General features: G+C 60.1%; 17 protein-coding genes. 15 read left to right on the plus strand and 2 right to left on the minus strand.

Annotation, left to right across the window (positions count from 1 at the left end; genetic code table 11):
* Positions 1 to 28 precede the first annotated feature (28 nt).
* Positions 29 to 1,249: an amino acid deaminase gene (locus tag HCK03_RS22970; protein WP_167692228.1), complete on the plus strand. Its 1,221-nt coding sequence runs from the start codon at positions 29 to 31 to the stop codon at positions 1,247 to 1,249.
* 134 nt (positions 1,250 to 1,383) lie between these two features.
* On the opposite strand, the gene hpaR is transcribed toward HCK03_RS22970, so the two are convergent.
* Positions 1,384 to 1,833 carry a homoprotocatechuate degradation operon regulator HpaR gene (hpaR, locus tag HCK03_RS22975; protein WP_041143916.1) on the minus strand — a complete coding sequence of 150 codons (450 nt, stop codon included), beginning with the start codon at positions 1,831 to 1,833 and terminating at the stop codon, positions 1,384 to 1,386.
* Positions 1,834 to 2,122: 289 nt separating this feature from the next.
* On the opposite strand from hpaR, the gene HCK03_RS22980 reads away from it, so the two are divergent.
* From HCK03_RS22980 to yjiA, 14 genes are all read left to right on the plus strand, one after another.
* Positions 2,123 to 2,755, plus strand: a complete 633-nt coding sequence (locus HCK03_RS22980) for a fumarylacetoacetate hydrolase family protein (protein WP_041143915.1) — start codon at positions 2,123 to 2,125, stop codon at positions 2,753 to 2,755.
* Complete coding sequence (locus tag HCK03_RS22985) at positions 2,752 to 3,516, plus strand: fumarylacetoacetate hydrolase family protein (RefSeq protein ID WP_041143914.1); 765 nt, start codon at positions 2,752 to 2,754, stop codon at positions 3,514 to 3,516. Before HCK03_RS22980 ends, HCK03_RS22985 begins: the two co-directional genes overlap by 4 nt.
* The gene (gene hpaE, locus HCK03_RS22990; RefSeq protein WP_041143913.1) at positions 3,513 to 4,979 is read left to right on the plus strand and encodes a 5-carboxymethyl-2-hydroxymuconate semialdehyde dehydrogenase; all 1,467 of its coding nucleotides are present in this window, start codon (positions 3,513 to 3,515) and stop codon (positions 4,977 to 4,979) included. The genes HCK03_RS22985 and hpaE overlap by 4 nt, the downstream gene beginning before the upstream one ends.
* A 10-nt stretch (positions 4,980 to 4,989) precedes the next feature.
* Positions 4,990 to 5,847, plus strand: coding sequence for a 3,4-dihydroxyphenylacetate 2,3-dioxygenase (gene hpaD, locus HCK03_RS22995; protein ID WP_167692229.1), 858 nt, complete (start codon positions 4,990 to 4,992; stop codon positions 5,845 to 5,847).
* A 10-nt stretch (positions 5,848 to 5,857) separates the two neighbouring features.
* Positions 5,858 to 6,238, plus strand: coding sequence for a 5-carboxymethyl-2-hydroxymuconate Delta-isomerase (locus HCK03_RS23000; protein ID WP_115193624.1), 381 nt, complete (start codon positions 5,858 to 5,860; stop codon positions 6,236 to 6,238).
* A 114-nt stretch (positions 6,239 to 6,352) separates the two neighbouring features.
* Positions 6,353 to 7,156, plus strand: a complete 804-nt coding sequence (gene hpaH, locus HCK03_RS23005; RefSeq protein WP_041143910.1) for a 2-oxo-hept-4-ene-1,7-dioate hydratase — start codon at positions 6,353 to 6,355, stop codon at positions 7,154 to 7,156.
* A gap of 10 nt (positions 7,157 to 7,166) precedes the next feature.
* Positions 7,167 to 7,955 (plus strand): 4-hydroxy-2-oxoheptanedioate aldolase, encoded by a 789-nt coding sequence (hpaI, locus tag HCK03_RS23010; protein ID WP_167692230.1) that lies wholly within the window; start codon positions 7,167 to 7,169, stop codon positions 7,953 to 7,955.
* A gap of 47 nt (positions 7,956 to 8,002) precedes the next feature.
* Positions 8,003 to 9,379: a 4-hydroxyphenylacetate permease gene (hpaX, locus tag HCK03_RS23015; RefSeq protein ID WP_041143908.1), complete on the plus strand. Its 1,377-nt coding sequence runs from the start codon at positions 8,003 to 8,005 to the stop codon at positions 9,377 to 9,379.
* A gap of 9 nt (positions 9,380 to 9,388) precedes the next feature.
* Positions 9,389 to 10,279 (plus strand): 4-hydroxyphenylacetate catabolism regulatory protein HpaA, encoded by an 891-nt coding sequence (gene hpaA, locus HCK03_RS23020; protein ID WP_167692231.1) that lies wholly within the window; start codon positions 9,389 to 9,391, stop codon positions 10,277 to 10,279.
* A 322-nt stretch (positions 10,280 to 10,601) separates the two neighbouring features.
* Positions 10,602 to 12,164, plus strand: coding sequence for a 4-hydroxyphenylacetate 3-monooxygenase, oxygenase component (gene hpaB, locus HCK03_RS23025; protein WP_167692232.1), 1,563 nt, complete (start codon positions 10,602 to 10,604; stop codon positions 12,162 to 12,164).
* Positions 12,165 to 12,183: 19 nt separating this feature from the next.
* Complete coding sequence (locus HCK03_RS23030; RefSeq protein ID WP_041143905.1) at positions 12,184 to 12,696, plus strand: 4-hydroxyphenylacetate 3-monooxygenase reductase subunit; 513 nt, start codon at positions 12,184 to 12,186, stop codon at positions 12,694 to 12,696.
* A 263-nt stretch (positions 12,697 to 12,959) separates the two neighbouring features.
* A complete protein-coding gene (locus HCK03_RS23035) occupies positions 12,960 to 15,110 on the plus strand; it encodes a carbon starvation CstA family protein (RefSeq protein WP_041143904.1) in 2,151 nt (716 codons plus the stop codon).
* Positions 15,111 to 15,282: 172 nt separating this feature from the next.
* Positions 15,283 to 15,486 (plus strand): YbdD/YjiX family protein, encoded by a 204-nt coding sequence (locus tag HCK03_RS23040; protein ID WP_041143903.1) that lies wholly within the window; start codon positions 15,283 to 15,285, stop codon positions 15,484 to 15,486.
* A gap of 11 nt (positions 15,487 to 15,497) precedes the next feature.
* On the plus strand, positions 15,498 to 16,454 hold the full coding sequence (gene yjiA, locus HCK03_RS23045; RefSeq protein WP_167692233.1) for a GTPase: 957 nt from the start codon (positions 15,498 to 15,500) through the stop codon (positions 16,452 to 16,454).
* 50 nt (positions 16,455 to 16,504) lie between these two features.
* Here yjiA and HCK03_RS23050 read toward each other — a convergent pair whose 3' ends face one another.
* On the minus strand, positions 16,505 to 16,984 hold the full coding sequence (locus HCK03_RS23050) for an Hcp family type VI secretion system effector (RefSeq protein ID WP_115193627.1): 480 nt from the start codon (positions 16,982 to 16,984) through the stop codon (positions 16,505 to 16,507).
* Positions 16,985 to 17,321 lie beyond the last annotated feature (337 nt).

Genomic DNA, 17,321 nt, shown 5'->3' on the forward strand with positions numbered 1-17,321 from the left:
CGAACGTAAAACCTGAAAGGATAGTGTTATGAAATACCACCACACAACGCTTGTCCCGCATAAATCAGCGCCGATGACATTGCCGGCAAACCTGCTGGCGGAAGAGGTCTGCCTTCCCGCCGCGCTGCTGAAAAAAAGCGCGCTGGAAAACAATATTGCCTGGATGCAGCGCTACGCCGACGCCCGCGGCGTCTCGCTGGCGCCGCACGGCAAAACGACGATGACGCCGTGGATTTTTCAGGCCCAGCAGCGGGCCGGCGCCTGGGGTATCGGGGTCGGCAGCGCCTGGCAGGCCGCCGCGGCGATGGCCAGCGGCATCCAGCGCGTGTTGATGGTTAATCAGCTGGTCGGCAAGGCCAACATGCAGACCGTTTCGCAGCTGAAAACCCACTACCGCAGCGTCGATTTCATCTGCTGCATCGATAGCCTCGCTAACGCCCGCGCGCTGTCGGCCTTTTTTGCCGAACGCCGGCAAACCCTGGACGTGCTGATTGAGCTTGGGGTGCCCGGCGGGCGCTGCGGCTGTCGCAGCGTAGAGGACGCGCTGGCGCTGGCACAGGCCGCGGCCGATCTGCCGGGCCTGAAGCTGCGCGGGCTGGAGCTGTATGAAGGGGTGCTGCACGGGGACGATCCGCAGCCGCAGGTTGAAGCGCTGCTGCGCCAGGCCGCGGACCTCGCCTGCCGGATGGAGCCGCTGGTTAACGGCGAGTTTATCCTCACCGGCGCGGGCACCGTGTGGTATGACGTGGTGTGCAACATCTGGCTGGCGGCCAAAAAGCCGGCGCGCTGCCGGATTGCGATCCGCCCCGGCTGCTACATCACGCACGACAGGGGGATCTACGATGATGCCCAGCAGGCGCTGATCGCCCGGGATCCGATCGCCTGCGATCTGGCCGGCGATCTGACCTCAGCCCTCGAGCTGATGGCGATGGTGCAGTCGGTTCCGGAAGCGGATCGCGCGGTGGTTAACTTCGGCAAGCGCGACTGCGCTTTCGATGCCGGGCTGCCGCAGCCCATCGCCCACTATCGCGACGGCGAGCCGCTGGCGCTGCGCGCGGAGGAGATCGTCAGCGTCGGGATCATGGATCAGCACTGCATGCTGCGCCTGGCGCCGGGCAGCGACGTGCAGGTTGGCGATATCCTGGTCTTCGGCACCTCGCATCCGTGTCTGACCTTCGACAAATGGAAGACGCTGCTGCTGGTCGACGACGACTACAACCTGCTGGAAGAGCTGGATACGCTGTTCTGATTCAGCCCGAATGACGGCCCGCGCCGTCTCCGGGAAACCGGCCCCCTGCGAGCGCATGGCGCTAAACAGCCTCTCCGCCCGCGCCAGGTGCTCGTCCGCCAGCGGCCCGAGAAAGCGCTGCGGCGAGCGCTGATTTACTCCTCTTGCCGATCGTCGCGCGCGGCGCCGTTACGGTTGCCGAGCGCGATAAACTCCTCCAGCAGCGCGGTCAGCTGCTGCATTTTTTCGCTGGTAAACTCTTCTTCGATCAGCCGATAGGCCTCTTCAACCTGGGCCTGGGCGCTTTGATACAGCCGGGTCCCTTCCGCCGTCAGCGAAACGTACAGCTTGCGCTGGTCGCTGACCGGCTTTAAGCGCAGCACCAGGCCGTCGCGCTCCATGCGGGTCAAAATACCGGTCAGGCTCGGGCGCAGAATGCAGGCGCGGAAGGCGAGGTCGTGGAAATCCATCGACGGGCTTTCGGCAAGGATGCGCACAATACGCCACTGCTGCTCGGTGAGATTATGGCGTTTGACGATCGGCCGGAAATGGCCCATCGCCGCTTCTCGCGCCTGCAACAGCGCAATGGTTAACGAATCATGCATCACATACCCTCTACATCATATTTCAGAATCTATTAACAAGTTAATAATTAGCGCTTATTTGCCGATGGCGCAACCGGTTTCTGCTGCTGAAAAGTACCAGTCCTTTTATGATTTAAAACTAATAGATTGATTATAAACAATTAAATATTACAAGTGTAAATTTATTGTTAATCCGATCACAAAACATTCACTTCTGTTTGCCAAACCCGTTCGCAAGGAATAAAAGGTAATCATTAACATATTAATGAAATCCCTTAAGCTTCAGAAATCAGTACCAGAGGAGTGGTGAATGAAAGGTACCATCTTCGCCGTTGCGCTTAACCACGGCAGCCAGCTCGACGCCTGGCGCGAAGCGTTCCAACAGGCCCCGTACAAAACGCCGCCGAAAACTGCGGTATGGTTTATCAAACCGCGCAACACCGCGATCGGCAGCGGCGACGCAATCCCTCATCCGCAGGGCGAAACCGTGCAGAGCGGCGCCACCGTAGCGCTGATCGTCGGTAAAACCGCCCGTGGCGTCTCCGTCGAAGAGGCTGCCTCCTGCATCGCCGGCTACGCGCTGGCCAACGACGTCAGCCTGCCGGAAGAGAGCTTTTACCGCCCGGCGATCAAGGCGAAATGCCGCGACGGTTTCTGCCCGCTGGGTGACCTCGTCCCGCTACGGAGCGTCGATAACCTGACCATCATCACCGAGATCAACGGTCGCGAAGCGGATAGCTGGAACACCGCCGATCTGCAGCGCGGCGCCGCCGAGCTGCTGAGCGCCCTGAGCGAGTTCGCCACCCTCAGCCCCGGCGACGCCATTCTGATCGGCACTCCGCACGCCCGCGTCACGCTGCGCCCCGGCGATCGCGTACGCATTCTCGCCGAGGGTTTCCCGGCGCTGGAAAACCCGGTCGTCGCAGAAGGAGAGCCGGCATGAAACAGGCACGTATTGAGTGGCAGGGCCAGGTACGCAGCGCGCAGGTCGACGATCGCGAGCAGGTCATTCTCGATGACGGCACCCGGCTGCAGGAGGGCGAATTCCGCTGGCTGCCGCCCGCCGACGGCACCCTGTTCGCCCTGGGTCTGAACTACGCCGACCACGCCAGCGAGCTGGAATTCAAGCCGCCGGAAGAGCCGCTGGTGTTTATCAAAGCGCCGAACACCTTCCTCGGCCACCGCCAGGAGTCGGTGCGTCCGGATAACGTCGAATATATGCACTACGAAGCCGAGCTGGTGGTGGTGATTGGCAAAACCGCGCGCAGGGTCAGCGAGGCCGATGCCCTGGACTACGTCGCCGGCTATACCGTTTGCAACGACTACGCCATTCGCGACTATCTCGAGAACTACTACCGGCCGAATCTGCGGGTCAAAAGCCGCGACACCCTGACCCCCATCGGCCCGTGGATCGTCAGCAAAGAGACGGTTCCGGACCCGCACAACCTGACCCTGAGCACCTGGGTCAACGGCGAACTGCGCCAGCAGGGCACCACTGCCGATCTGATCTTCAGCATCCCGTTCCTGATCGCGTATTTGAGCGAGTTTATGACCCTGCAGCCCGGCGACATGATCGCCACCGGCACGCCTAAGGGGCTGTCTGACGTGGTGCCGGGTGACGAAGTGATCGTCGAAGTCGAGGGCGTGGGCCGCCTGGTCAACCGCATCATCAGCCAGCAGGCGTATGAGGAGAAGCTGTCATGAAAAAAATTAACCACTGGATCAACGGCGAAAGCGTGGCAAGCGCGGAGTACTTCCACACCACCAACCCGGCCACCGGCGAAGTGCTGGCAGAGGTCGCCTCCGGCGGTGAAGCCGAGGTGAATCAGGCGGTCGCGGCAGCCAAAGCGGCGTTCCCGAAATGGGCCAACCTGCCGATGAAGGAGCGCGCGCGCCTGATGCGCCGGCTGGGGGATCTGATCGACCAGAACGTTCCAGAGATCGCAGCGATGGAGACCGCCGATACCGGCCTGCCGATCCACCAGACCAAAAATGTGCTGATCCCACGCGCCTCGCACAACTTCGAGTTCTTCGCCGAAGTGTGCCAGCAGATGAACGGCAAGACCTATCCGGTTGACGACAAGATGCTCAACTACACCCTCGTGCAGCCGGTCGGCGTCTGCGCGCTGGTGTCGCCGTGGAACGTGCCGTTTATGACCGCCACCTGGAAGGTGGCGCCGTGCCTGGCGCTGGGCAACACCGCGGTGCTGAAAATGTCCGAGCTGTCGCCGCTCACCGCCGATCGCCTCGGCGAGCTGGCGCTGGAAGCCGGTATTCCGCCGGGCGTGCTGAACGTGGTGCAGGGCTACGGCGCGAACGCCGGCGACGCGCTGGTGCGTCATCACGACGTGCGCGCGGTCTCGTTTACCGGCGGCACCGCCACCGGGCGCAACATCATGAAAAACGCCGGGCTGAAGAAGTATTCGATGGAGCTGGGCGGCAAATCGCCGGTGCTGATTTTTGAAGATGCCGATATCGAGCGCGCGCTGGATGCCGCCCTGTTCACCATCTTCTCAATCAACGGCGAACGCTGCACCGCCGGCTCGCGCATCTTCATTCAGCAGAGCATTTACCCGGAGTTCGTTAAGCGCTTCGCTGAACGCGCCAACCGCCTGCGCGTCGGCGACCCGACAGACCCCAACACCCAGGTCGGGGCGCTGATAAGCCAGCAGCACTGGGAAAAAGTCTCCGGCTATATCCGCCTCGGCATCGAAGAAGGCGCCACGCTGCTGGCCGGCGGCCCGGATAAGCCCGCCGACCTGCCCGCGCATCTTCGCGGCGGCAACTTCCTGCGCCCGACGGTGCTGGCGGACGTTGATAACCGCATGCGGGTTGCCCAGGAAGAGATTTTTGGCCCGGTGGCCTGCCTGCTGCCGTTTAAAGACGAAGCCGAAGGCCTGCGCCTTGCCAACGATATCGAATACGGCCTGGCCTCCTATATCTGGACCCAGGACATCAGCAAGGTCCTGCGCCTCGCGCGCGGGATTGAAGCCGGCATGGTCTTCGTCAATACCCAGAACGTCCGCGACCTGCGCCAGCCGTTCGGCGGCGTGAAGGCCTCCGGTACCGGCCGCGAAGGCGGTGAGTACAGCTTCGAGGTGTTCGCCGAAATGAAAAACGTCTGTATTTCCATGGGTGACCATCCGATCCCGAAATGGGGCTTATAAGGAGCACAAAATGGGCAAATTAGCGTTAGCCGCCAAGATTACTCACGTACCGTCCATGTATCTCTCCGAGCTGCCGGGGAAAAACCACGGCTGCCGCCAGCCGGCGATCGACGGTCATAAGGAGATCGGTAAACGGTGCCGGGAGATGGGCGTCGATACGATTATCGTCTTTGATACCCACTGGCTGGTGAACAGCGCCTACCACATTAACTGCGCCGACCATTTTAAAGGGGTCTATACCAGCAATGAGCTGCCGCACTTTATTCGCGACATGACCTACGACTACGACGGCAACCCGGAGCTGGGCCACCTGATCGCCGACGAAGCGGTCAAGCTCGGCGTGCGCGCCAAAGCGCACAACATCCCGAGCCTCAAGCTGGAGTACGGCACCCTGGTGCCGATGCGCTATATGAACAGCGATAAGCATTTCAAAGTGGTGTCGATCTCCGCTTTTTGCACCGTTCACGACTTCGCCGACAGCCGCAGGCTGGGGGAAGCCATCGTCAAGGCCATTGAGAAATATGACGGCACCGTGGCGGTCTTCGCCAGCGGTTCCCTGTCGCACCGCTTTATCGACGATCAGCGCGCCGAAGAGGGGATGAACAGCTACACCCGCGAGTTTGACCATCAGATGGATGAGCGGGTGGTGAAGCTGTGGCGCGAAGGCAAATTCAAAGAGTTCTGCACCATGCTGCCGGAGTACGCCGACTACTGCTACGGCGAAGGCAATATGCACGACACGGTGATGCTGCTCGGGGTGCTCGGTTGGGATAAATACGACGGCAAGGTCGAGTTTATCACCGACCTGTTCGCCAGCTCCGGCACCGGCCAGGTCAACGCCGTCTTCCCGCTGCCGGCTCAGGCGTAAGGAGTCCGCGATGCCACATTTTATCGCCGAGTGTACCAGCAACATCCGCGAGCAGGCCGACCTGCCGGGCCTGTTCGCCGAGGTTAATCAGGCGCTGGCCGCCACCGGGATTTTCCCGATCGGCGGCATCCGCAGCCGCGCCATCTGGCTGGATACCTGGCAGATGGCCGACGGCAGGCACGATTATGCCTTCGTGCATATGACGCTGAAAATCGGCAGCGGGCGCAGCCTGGAAAGCCGCCAGCAAACGGGAGAGATGCTCTTTGCCCTGATCCAGGCGCATTTCGCCGCGCTGATGGAGAGCCGCTACCTCGCGCTGTCGTTCGAGATTGAGGAGCTGCACCCGACCCTGAACTACAAGCAGAACAACGTCCACGCGCTGTTTAAATAATTAACGTCATCCGGCAGGCGTAGCGCTGACGCGGGCTCCCCGACGTCGGCGCTCTCGTCCGGCGCCCGGGAGACCCGATGGTACCCATTTGCAGGCAATGTCACAGGAAGCCCTATGCTCGATAAACAGACCCGCACCCTGATCGCCCAGCGGCTGAACCAGGCCGAAAAGCAGCGTGAACAGATCCGTGCCATCTCGCTCGATTATCCCTCGATCACCATTGAGGATGCCTACGCCGTCCAGCGCGAGTGGGTCGAGCTGAAAATTGCCGAAGGCCGGGTGCTGAAGGGCCATAAAATTGGCCTGACCTCGAAGGCAATGCAGGCCAGCTCGCAGATTAGCGAGCCGGACTACGGCGCGCTGCTCGACGATATGTTTTTCCACGACGGCGGCGATATTCCCACCGACCGCTTTATCGTTCCGCGCATCGAGGTCGAGCTGGCCTTCGTGCTGGCGAAACCGCTGCGCGGCCCGAACTGTACGCTGTTCGACGTCTATAACGCCACCGACTACGTGATCCCGGCGCTGGAGCTGATCGACGCCCGCTGCCACAACGTCGACCCTGAAACCCAGCGCCCGCGTAAGGTGTTCGACACCATCTCCGATAACGCCGCCAACGCCGGGGTGATCCTCGGCGGCCGGCCGGTTAAGCCTGACGAGCTGGATCTGCGCTGGATCTCCGCCCTGCTGTACCGCAACGGAGTCATCGAAGAGACCGGCGTCGCCGCCGGCGTGCTGAATCACCCGGCCAACGGCGTTGCCTGGCTGGCGAACAAGCTGGCAGCGCACGATGTGCAGCTGGAGGCCGGGCAAATTATCCTCGGCGGCTCGTTTACTCGTCCGGTGGCGGCGCGCAAAGGCGATACCTTCCACGTCGATTACGGCAACATGGGCGCGATTAGCTGCCGCTTTGTGTAGGGGAAAGAAGATGAATAATGCGTTTAAAGATGCGCTGCAGGCCGGGCGCCCGCAAATCGGCCTGTGGCTGGGACTCTGCAGCAGCTACAGCGCCGAGCTGCTGGCCGGCGCCGGATTCGACTGGCTGCTGATTGACGGCGAACACGCGCCAAACAACGTGCAGACGGTGCTGACCCAGCTGCAGGCGGTGGCACCCTACGCCAGCCAGCCGGTGGTTCGCCCTTCGTGGAATGACCCGGTGCAGATTAAGCAGCTACTGGACGTCGGGGCGCAAACCCTGCTGGTGCCGATGGTACAAAATGCCGACGAAGCGCGGCTGGCGGTGAAAGCCACGCGCTATCCGCCGGCCGGCATTCGCGGCGTCGGCAGCGCCCTGGCCCGCGCTTCGCGCTGGAACCGCATCCCGGATTATCTCCACCAGGCCAACGACACCATGTGCGTGCTGGTACAGATTGAAACCCGCGAGGCGCTGAAAAACCTGCCGCAGATCCTCGACGTTGAGGGGGTGGACGGCGTGTTTATCGGCCCGGCGGATCTCAGCGCCGATATGGGCTTCGGCGGCAATCCGCAGCACCCGCAAGTGCAGGCGGCTATCGAAAGCGCCATCGTTCAAATTCGGCAGGCGGGCAAAGCGCCGGGGATCCTGATGGCCAACGAGCAGCTGGCAAAACGCTATCTGGCGCTCGGCGCGCTGTTTGTCGCCGTCGGCGTCGATACCACCCTGCTCGCCCGCGCCGCCGAAGCCTTAGCCGAGCGCTTTGGCGCCAGCGGAACGGCAGCCCAGTCCGGCGTCTATTAATAACGCCACATCGCGACCCTACAAAAATTCCCATCAGAGGAAAGACCATGAGCGACACATCATCAGCTATTCCGGAGACGCGCGATCCCGCCAATCAGCACAAGCAGCTGACGGCGCAGCAGCAGTCGGTTATCAATAAGCTGTTTCGCCGCCTGATCGTATTTTTGTTCGTGCTGTTTATCTTTTCATTTCTCGACCGCATCAATATCGGCTTTGCCGGGCTGACGATGGGCCAGGATCTGGGGCTCAACGCCACCATGTTCGGCCTGGCTACTACGCTGTTCTACGCCACCTACGTCATCTTCGGTATTCCGAGCAATATTATGCTCAGCATCGTCGGCGCCCGCCGCTGGATAGCCACCATCATGGTGCTGTGGGGGATCGCCTCCACCGCCACGATGTTCGCCACCGGCCCTAATAGCCTGTACGTGCTGCGCATGCTGGTGGGGATCACCGAGGCCGGCTTTCTGCCCGGCATCCTGCTCTATTTAACCTATTGGTTTCCTGCATTTTTCCGCGCCCGCGCCAACGCCCTGTTTATGATTGCCATGCCGGTGACCACCGCCATCGGTTCGATTGTTTCCGGCTATATTCTGTCGATGGACGGCCTGTTCAATCTCCACGGCTGGCAATGGCTGTTTTTGCTCGAAGGGTTCCCGTCGGTACTGCTGGGCATCATGGTCTGGTACTGGCTGGATGACTCTCCGGCAAAAGCCAAATGGCTGACTGCGGAGGACAAAAAGTGCCTGCAGGAGATGATGGATAACGACCGGCTGACGCTGGTACAGCCGGAAGGCGCCATCAGCCACCACGCGATGCAGCAGCGCAGCCTGTGGCGTGAAGTCCTAACGCCGATCGTGCTGATGTACACCCTGGCCTATTTTTGCCTGACCAATACGCTCAGCGCGATCAGCATCTGGACGCCGCAGATCCTCAAAAGCTTTAACGAGGGAAGCAGCAATATCACCATCGGCCTGCTGGCGGCGATCCCGCAGATCTGTACCATTCTGGGGATGATTTACTGGAGCCGACACTCGGATAAATGCCAGGAGCGCAAGCACCATACCGCCCTGCCGTTCCTGTTTGCCGCCGCCGGCTGGCTGCTGGCCTCGGCGACCGATCACAACCTGATCCAGATGCTGGGGATCGTCATGGCCTCAACCGGATCGTTCAGCGCAATGGCCATCTTCTGGACCACGCCGGACCAGTCGATCAGCCTGCGCGCGCGGGCTATCGGGATCGCCGTGATCAACGCGACCGGCAATATCGGCTCGGCGCTCAGTCCGTTTATGATCGGCTGGCTGAAGGATCTGACCGGCAGCTTTAACAGCGGCCTGTGGTTCGTCGCCAGCCTGTTGGTGATTGGCGCCGTGATTATCTGGGCCATTCCGATGAAAGCCTCGCGCCCGCGCGCCACGCCTTAAGGAGCGGCTATGCCCCAGCGTTCGATCGCCAATATCGATATCAATAAAGAGTACGATGAAAGCCTGGGCACGGAAGACGTGCACTACCAGTCGTTCGCCCGCATGGCGGCCTTTTTTGGCCGCGACATGCAGGCCCATCGCCACGACCAGTACTTTCAGATGCACTTTCTCGATACCGGGCAGATTGAGCTGCAGCTCGACGACCACCGCTACTCGGTGCAGGCGCCGCTGTTCGTCCTGACGCCGCCGTCGGTGCCGCATGCGTTTATCACCGGCTCCGAGAGCGATGGCCACGTGCTAACCGTGCGGGAGGACCTGATCTGGCCGCTGCTGGAGGTGCTCTATCCCGGCACCCGGGAGGCCTTTGGCCTGCCGGGAATGTGCCTGTCGCTGGCCGATAAGCCGGACGAGCTCGCGGCGCTGGCCCACTACTGGCGGCTGATTGAGCGCGAATCGACCGCGCAGCTGGCGGGGCGCGAGCATACGCTGGTGCTGCTGGCGCAGGCGGTGTTCACCCTGCTGTTGCGTAACGCCAGGCTCGACGACCACGCCGCCAGCGGCATCCGCGGCGAGCTCAAGCTGTTCCAGCGCTTTAACCAGGCCATCGACAGCCACTACCACCAGCACCGGACGGTGCCGGATTACGCCAATGAGCTGCACATTACCGAATCAAGGCTGACCGACATCTGCCGGCGCTTTGCCAACCGGCCGCCGAAGCGCCTTATCTTCGACCGGCAGCTGCGCGAGGCCAAGCGGCTGCTGCTGTTTTCCGATAGCGCGGTCAACGAAATCGCCTGGCAGCTGGGGTTTAAGGACCCGGCCTATTTTGCCCGCTTTTTTCATCGCCTGGTCGGCTGCTCGCCCAGCGCCTTCAGAACGCAAAAAGTACCGGTCTCCTGAGCTTTCCCTGCCAGCGGCAGCCGGGCGATAAGCGCCAGGCCCCGGCAGGCGAAGCGCGGCCGGAGAACTCAGCTGCCGCAATCCCCGGCGCGCGACGGCAAAAAAGCGAAAAACCAACCCGGATCACAGAACGCCATCCCGCCTGAAAAGTACCTGCCGTTGACCTAAAAGTCTCTTCACGGAACCCACGTAAACCGCTTCAATTAAACAACAAAAAGAAAACATAAATTTAACCTTTGTACCCTGAATGCTTCGAGCCGCAGCCGAAAAGGCGCCGCCCGAAGCATGACGGGATATACCGCTTAATACTGAAGAGGTCCCGATGAAACCTGAAGATTTCCGCGCAGACGCTAAACGCCCGTTAACCGGGGAAGAGTACCTGAAGAGCCTGCAGGACGGCCGCGAAATTTATATCTACGGCGAGCGCGTCAAAGACGTCACCACGCACCCGGCGTTCCGCAACGCCGCCGCCTCCGTCGGCCAGCTGTACGATGCTCTGCACAAACCGGCGCTGCAGGACTCCCTGTGCTGGAACACCGATACCGGCAGCGGCGGCTATACGCATAAGTTCTTCCGCGTGGCGAAGAGCGCCGACGATCTGCGCCAGCAGCGCGACGCCATCGCCGAGTGGTCGCGCCTGAGCTACGGCTGGATGGGCCGCACTCCGGACTACAAAGCCGCCTTCGGCTGCGCGCTGGGCGCCAACCCGGCGTTTTACGGCCAGTTCGAACAGAACGCCCGCAACTGGTACACCCGCATTCAGGAAACCGGCCTGTACTTTAACCACGCCATCGTCAACCCGCCGATCGACCGCCATAAGCCGGCCGATGAGGTGAAAGATGTCTACATCAAGCTGGAAAAAGAGACCGATGCCGGGATCGTGGTCAGCGGGGCGAAAGTCGTCGCCACCAACTCGGCGCTGACCCACTACAACATGATTGGCTTCGGCTCCGCGCAGGTGATGGGGGAAAACCCGGACTTCGCGCTGATGTTCGTCGCCCCGATGGACGCCGAAGGGGTGAAGCTTATCTCCCGCGCCTCCTACGAAATGGTCGCCGGCGTCACCGGATCGCCGTATGACTACCCGCTCTCCAGCCGCTTCGACGAGAACGATGCGATCCTGGTGATGGATAAGGTGCTGATCCCGTGGGAGAACGTACTGATCTATCGCGATTTCGATCGCTGCCGCCGCTGGACCATGGAGGGCGGCTTCGCCCGCATGTACCCGCTGCAGGCCTGCGTACGTCTGGCGGTTAAGCTCGACTTTATCACCGCCCTGCTCAAGCGCTCGCTGGAGTGCACCGGCACCCTGGAGTTCCGCGGCGTGCAGGCGGATCTCGGCGAGGTGGTGGCCTGGCGCAATATGTTCTGGGCGCTGAGCGATTCGATGTGCTCCGAGGCGACGCCGTGGGTTAACGGCGCCTGGCTGCCGGATCACGCTGCGCTGCAAACCTACCGCGTGATGGCGCCGATGGCCTACGCCAAGATCAAAAACATCATCGAGCGTAACGTCACCAGCGGCCTGATCTATCTCCCGTCCAGCGCGCGCGACCTCAATAATCCGCAGATCGACCAGTATCTGGCGAAATACGTGCGCGGATCCAACGGCATGGATCACGTCGAACGCATCAAGATCCTCAAGCTGATGTGGGATGCGATCGGCAGCGAGTTCGGCGGCCGCCACGAGCTGTATGAAATCAACTACTCCGGTAGCCAGGATGAGATTCGCCTGCAGTGCCTGCGCCAGGCGCAGACCTCCGGCAACATGGACAAAATGATGGCGATGGTCGATCGCTGCCTTTCCGAGTATGACCAGCACGGCTGGACGGTGCCGCACCTGCACAATAACTCTGATATCAATATCCTGGATAAGCTGCTGAAGTAATTCACAGCGGGAGGTCACAATGCAATTAGATGAACAACGCCTGCGCTTTCGCGATGCCATGTCCAGCCTGTCGGCGGCGGTGAACGTGATCACCACCGAAGGCGATGCCGGCCGCTGCGGCATCACCGCCACCGCGGTGTGCTCGGTAACCGATACTCCGCCGTCGGTGATGGTGTGTATCAACGCCAACAGCGCAATGAATCCGGTGTTCCAGGGCAACGGCAGGCTGTGCATTAACGTCCTGAACCATGAGCAGGAGGTGATGGCGCGCCACTTTGCCGGAATGACCGGGGTGACGATGGAGGAGCGCTTCAGCCTCTCGTGCTGGCAGAAGGGCGTGCTCGGGCAGCCGGTGCTGAAGGATTCGCTGGCCAGTCTCGAAGGCGATATCAGCCAGGTGCAGACTATCGGCAGCCACCTGGTCTATCTGGTCGAGATCAAGAACATCACCCTAAGCCAGGAAGGCCACGGGCTGATTTACTTCAAGCGTCGTTTCCATCCGGTGATGATGGAGATGGCGGCCGCCGTCTAGCCAGGCCCGCTCTCCCCCCTGCTGCCAGGGGGGAGAAATTCTTGTGATCTCAATCACATATTATCCTGCTGTTCATTTCCTGCCCAACCGCTTACTCCCGCAAGTGACCGCTTAACCCGCCATACAACCACTCGTTGATTTACCCAACTTTACGCGCGCAAAGTTCTGGCAAGATCCTCCCCAGCATAGTGACTCAATACCTCCTCAAAATTACGTTCAGACGGCTTCGGCCAATTATTCAACTCATAACGCCAGGTTTTACTATGGATACTAAAAAACTATTCAAGCACATACCCTGGGTGATTCTTGGAATCATCGGGGCATTTTGCCTTTCGGTCGTCGCCCTGCGTCGCGGGGAGCACGTTAGCGCCCTGTGGATTGTCGTCGCATCGGTATCGGTCTATCTGGTGGCCTACCGCTACTACAGCCTGTACATCGCCCAAAAGGTGATGAAGCTCGACCCAACCCGCGCGACGCCGGCGGTCATTAACAACGATGGCCTGAACTACGTGCCGACCAACCGCTACGTGCTGTTCGGCCACCACTTTGCCGCTATCGCCGGCGCGGGCCCGCTGGTTGGTCCGGTACTGGCCGCGCAGATGGGCTACCTGCCCGGCACGCTGTGGCTGCTGGCCGGCGTGGTGCTGGCGGGGGCGGTGCAGGACTTTATGGTGCTGTTTATCTCCTCGCGCCGTAACGGTTCGTCGCTGGGTGAAATGATCAAAGAAGAGATGGGCCCGATTCCGGGGTCGATTGCCCTGTTCGGCTGCTTCCTGATTATGATAATCATCCTTGCGGTGCTGGCGCTGATCGTCGTGAAGGCGCTGGCGGAAAGCCCGTGGGGCGTCTTTACCGTCTGCTCAACCGTGCCGATCGCGCTGTTTATGGGGATCTACATGCGCTTCCTGCGTCCGGGACGCGTGGGCGAAATTTCGGTTATCGGTATCGTGCTGCTGGTGGCGTCTATTTACTTCGGCGGCGTGATTGCCCACGACCCGTACTGGGGCCCGGCGCTGACCTTTAAAGACACCACTATCACCTTCACCCTGATCGGCTACGCGTTTATCTCCGCGCTGCTGCCGGTATGGCTGATTCTGGCGCCGCGCGACTACCTGGCGACGTTCCTGAAAATCGGCGTTATCGTCGGCCTGGCGCTGGGTATCGTTATCCTTAACCCGGACCTGAAAATGCCGGCGGTCACTCAGTACATCGACGGTACCGGCCCGCTGTGGAAAGGTGCCCTGTTCCCGTTCCTGTTTATCACCATCGCCTGCGGCGCGGTCTCCGGCTTCCATGCGCTGATCGCTTCCGGTACCACGCCGAAGCTGCTGGCAAACGAAACCGACGCGCGCTTTATCGGCTATGGCGCAATGCTGATGGAGTCCTTCGTGGCGGTCATGGCGCTGGTGGCAGCGTCTATCATCGAACCGGGCCTCTATTTTGCGATGAACACCCCGCCGGCCGGCCTCGGTATCGTGATGCCGAACCTGCATGAGATGGGCGGCGAAAACGCCGCGATGATTGCCGCGCAGCTGAAAGAAGTCACCGTCCATGCGGCGGCCACCGTCAGCTCCTGGGGCTTTGTGATTTCGCCAGAGCAGATCCTGCAAACGGCGAAAGACATCGGTGAACCGTCGGTGCTGAACCGTGCGGGCGGCGCGCCAACCCTGGCCGTCGGTATCGCCCACGTGTTCCACAAAATCATCCCGATGGCGGACATGGGCTTCTGGTACCACTTCGGTATTCTGTTTGAGGCGCTGTTTATCCTGACTGCCCTTGATGCCGGTACCCGCGCAGGCCGCTTTATGCTCCAGGATCTGCTGGGCAACTTCGTGCCGTTCCTGAAGAAAACCGATTCACTGGTTGCCGGTATCGTAGGGACCGCGGGCTGCGTAGGCCTGTGGGGCTACCTGCTGTATCAGGGCGTGGTCGACCCGCTGGGCGGCGTGAAGAGCCTGTGGCCGCTGTTCGGTATCTCTAACCAGATGCTGGCCGCCGTGGCGCTGGTCCTTGGCACCGTGGTGCTGGTCAAAATGCAGCGCACCAAATACATCTGGGTCACCGTAGTTCCGGCCCTGTGGCTGCTGCTGTGCACCACCTGGGCGCTGGGTCTGAAACTGTTCAGCACCAACCCGCAGATGGAAGGCTTCTTCTTTATGGCCCAGCAGTACAAAGAGAAGATTGCCGCCGGCGGCGAGCTTAGCCCGCAGCAGATTGCCAACATGAACCATATCGTGGTGAACAACTACACCAACGCCGGTTTAAGCATCCTGTTCCTGGTGGTGGTCTACAGCATCATCTTCTACGGCATCAAAACGTGGATCAACGTGCGTAACAATAAGGTACGCACCGACAAAGAGACCCCGTACGTGCCGGTGCCGGAAGGCGGCGTGAAGACCTCTTCACACCACTAATCCAGCCCCGTTCAGCCCCGCTTCGGCGGGGCTTTTCAGTGAGCGACGCGGCATTATTGTCATCCCTGCGCAGCGGGCGCGCGCTACCTGAGAACGGCGGGCGCCGCCCGGATGCAAAATGGCAGGTCACATCGCCTGCATCAGCGAACTTTATGCCTGTAAGGATAATTTGATGTTTGGTAACTTAGGCGAAGCAAAGAAGTACCTCGGTCAGGCGGCGAAGATGCTGATTGGCATTCCGGACTACGACAACTACGTTGATCATATGAAAGCCAACCATCCGGATAAGCCGTATATGACCTACAACGAATTCTTCCGCGAGCGCCAGGAAGCGCGCTACGGCGGAAGCGGCGAAGGCGGCGTACGCTGCTGTTAATGGAGGCACGCATGACACCGATTGCAGTCACCCTGCTGACCGGATTTCTTGGCGCAGGCAAAACCACCCTGCTGCGGCATATTCTCAACGCGCAGCACGGCATTAAAATCGCGGTGATCGAAAACGAATTTGGTGAAGTCTCCGTTGATGACCAGCTGATTGGCGATCGCGCCACCCAGATCAAAACCCTGACCAACGGCTGCATTTGCTGCACCCGTTCCAACGAGCTGGAAGATGCCCTGCTCGACCTGCTCGACAGCCGCGATCGCGGTGAGATTGCCTTCGACCGACTGGTGATTGAGTGCACCGGCATGGCCGATTCTGGCCCGATCATTCAGACCTTTTTCTCCCATGAGATCCTCTGTGAACGCTACCTGCTGGATGGGGTGATTGCGCTGGTTGATGCGGTCCACGCCGACCAGCAGATGAATCAGTTCACCATCGCCCAGTCGCAGGTGGGCTACGCCGACCGTATTCTGCTGACCAAAACCGACGTCGCGGGCAGCAGCGAGGCGCTGTGCGAACGGCTGGCGCGTATCAACGCCCGGGCGCCAATTTACGCGGTCACCCACGGCGATATCGATCTGAGCCAGCTGTTTAATACCGGCGGCTTTATGCTGGAAGAGCGGGTGGTGAGCGCTAAGCCGCGCTTCCACTTTATTGCCGACCAGCAAAACGACGTGTCGTCGATCGTGGTGGAGCTGGACTACCCGGTGGATATCAGCGAGGTGTCGCGGGTCATGGAAAATCTGCTGCTCTCATTCGCCGAGCAGCTGATGCGCTACAAGGGGATGCTGTGGATTGACGGCGAGCCTAACCGCCTGCTGTTCCAGGGCGTCCAGCGCCTGTACAGCGCCGACTGGGACCGCCCCTGGGGCGACGACCAGCCGCACAGCACGCTGGTATTTATCGGCATTAACCTGCCGGAAGAGGAGATTCGGGCGGCATTTGCCGGATTGCGGAAGTAACGATTTACACGCTAGCCCTCTTACCCTGGAAGAGGGCTAGCGTGAAGGCATCAGGAAGTGCAGAACTCATTCCAGGTATCACGATAAATAACGTTTCCTTCGCTGTACTTCCAGGTTATGGCCTCATAGCGTAATTCGAGCGTTTCAAGATGGGTGCTGCTCAGGCCATTGGGGGAAAGGTACGGCGAAACCGTGGTGATTTTGACGTTTTCGAGGATGATATTGAAATATTCAGCCTCAATGCCTGATGCCATAATGCGGTACATTCTGATAATGGCTTTTTTCAGGGTCCGCCCCTCGCACACGGCGCGATAGAGAACGGGCGTCGTTCGGTCGAACTCTTTCACGACGACGATCGGCCGATGAATGCGCGTGCCGGTAAGCTTGCCCCGGTTCGTATCAACGGGAATGGTGACGCCGTGCGAGAATGATTTTAATTCGATGGAGCCTAAGCGCAGAGGCATTAAACAACCGCCAACAATTGGAGAACCGTTTTCATCCTCAAGCCACAGGTGTGCGGGAGTAGACATATTTCATTTCCTTATATACTCGTCATACTTCAAGCCGCATCCGCGCTGGCTTTGCTACTCGGCGCATCCATGAGCTTCGTCCTTACGGGCTGCCGCGGCGCCGCGTGTCTGCGGCTCGAAATAATTAGGGTATAAGTTAATTTGATAAAAATTTTATTTTTGGTGCTACCATTTCACGTAGCGTCCAAATATAATCATCATAAATACAAAGAATATACCTATTGGCCACACTGGACTGGAAGGAAACAAATACTCTTGAATCAATGCAAATATGATAGTTAGCCATGTAGGCCCATACATTGAAAATAAAATTCGACACTGCCATTTTAAAAACCTC

The sequence above is a fragment of the Klebsiella terrigena genome (assembly GCF_012029655.1).
Lineage (GTDB): Bacteria > Pseudomonadota > Gammaproteobacteria > Enterobacterales > Enterobacteriaceae > Klebsiella > Klebsiella terrigena.

Bases quoted from the DNA above. Each gene is read 5' to 3' on its own strand.
- HCK03_RS23035 (WP_041143904.1), top strand. From the start codon at position 12,960: ATGGATACTAAAAAACTATTCAAGCACATACCCTGGGTGATTCTTGGA.
- HCK03_RS22970 (WP_167692228.1), top strand. From the start codon at position 29: ATGAAATACCACCACACAACGCTTGTCCCGCATAAATCAGCGCCGATG.
- hpaA (WP_167692231.1), top strand. From the start codon at position 9,389: ATGCCCCAGCGTTCGATCGCCAATATCGATATCAATAAAGAGTACGAT.
- hpaX (WP_041143908.1), top strand. From the start codon at position 8,003: ATGAGCGACACATCATCAGCTATTCCGGAGACGCGCGATCCCGCCAAT.
- hpaI (WP_167692230.1), top strand. From the start codon at position 7,167: ATGAATAATGCGTTTAAAGATGCGCTGCAGGCCGGGCGCCCGCAAATC.
- hpaR (WP_041143916.1), bottom strand. From the start codon at position 1,833: ATGCATGATTCGTTAACCATTGCGCTGTTGCAGGCGCGAGAAGCGGCG.
- HCK03_RS23040 (WP_041143903.1), top strand. From the start codon at position 15,283: ATGTTTGGTAACTTAGGCGAAGCAAAGAAGTACCTCGGTCAGGCGGCG.
- hpaB (WP_167692232.1), top strand. From the start codon at position 10,602: ATGAAACCTGAAGATTTCCGCGCAGACGCTAAACGCCCGTTAACCGGG.
- HCK03_RS23030 (WP_041143905.1), top strand. From the start codon at position 12,184: ATGCAATTAGATGAACAACGCCTGCGCTTTCGCGATGCCATGTCCAGC.
- HCK03_RS22985 (WP_041143914.1), top strand. From the start codon at position 2,752: ATGAAACAGGCACGTATTGAGTGGCAGGGCCAGGTACGCAGCGCGCAG.
- HCK03_RS22980 (WP_041143915.1), top strand. From the start codon at position 2,123: ATGAAAGGTACCATCTTCGCCGTTGCGCTTAACCACGGCAGCCAGCTC.
- hpaD (WP_167692229.1), top strand. From the start codon at position 4,990: ATGGGCAAATTAGCGTTAGCCGCCAAGATTACTCACGTACCGTCCATG.
- HCK03_RS23000 (WP_115193624.1), top strand. From the start codon at position 5,858: ATGCCACATTTTATCGCCGAGTGTACCAGCAACATCCGCGAGCAGGCC.
- hpaH (WP_041143910.1), top strand. From the start codon at position 6,353: ATGCTCGATAAACAGACCCGCACCCTGATCGCCCAGCGGCTGAACCAG.
- yjiA (WP_167692233.1), top strand. From the start codon at position 15,498: ATGACACCGATTGCAGTCACCCTGCTGACCGGATTTCTTGGCGCAGGC.
- hpaE (WP_041143913.1), top strand. From the start codon at position 3,513: ATGAAAAAAATTAACCACTGGATCAACGGCGAAAGCGTGGCAAGCGCG.
- HCK03_RS23050 (WP_115193627.1), bottom strand. From the start codon at position 16,984: ATGTCTACTCCCGCACACCTGTGGCTTGAGGATGAAAACGGTTCTCCA.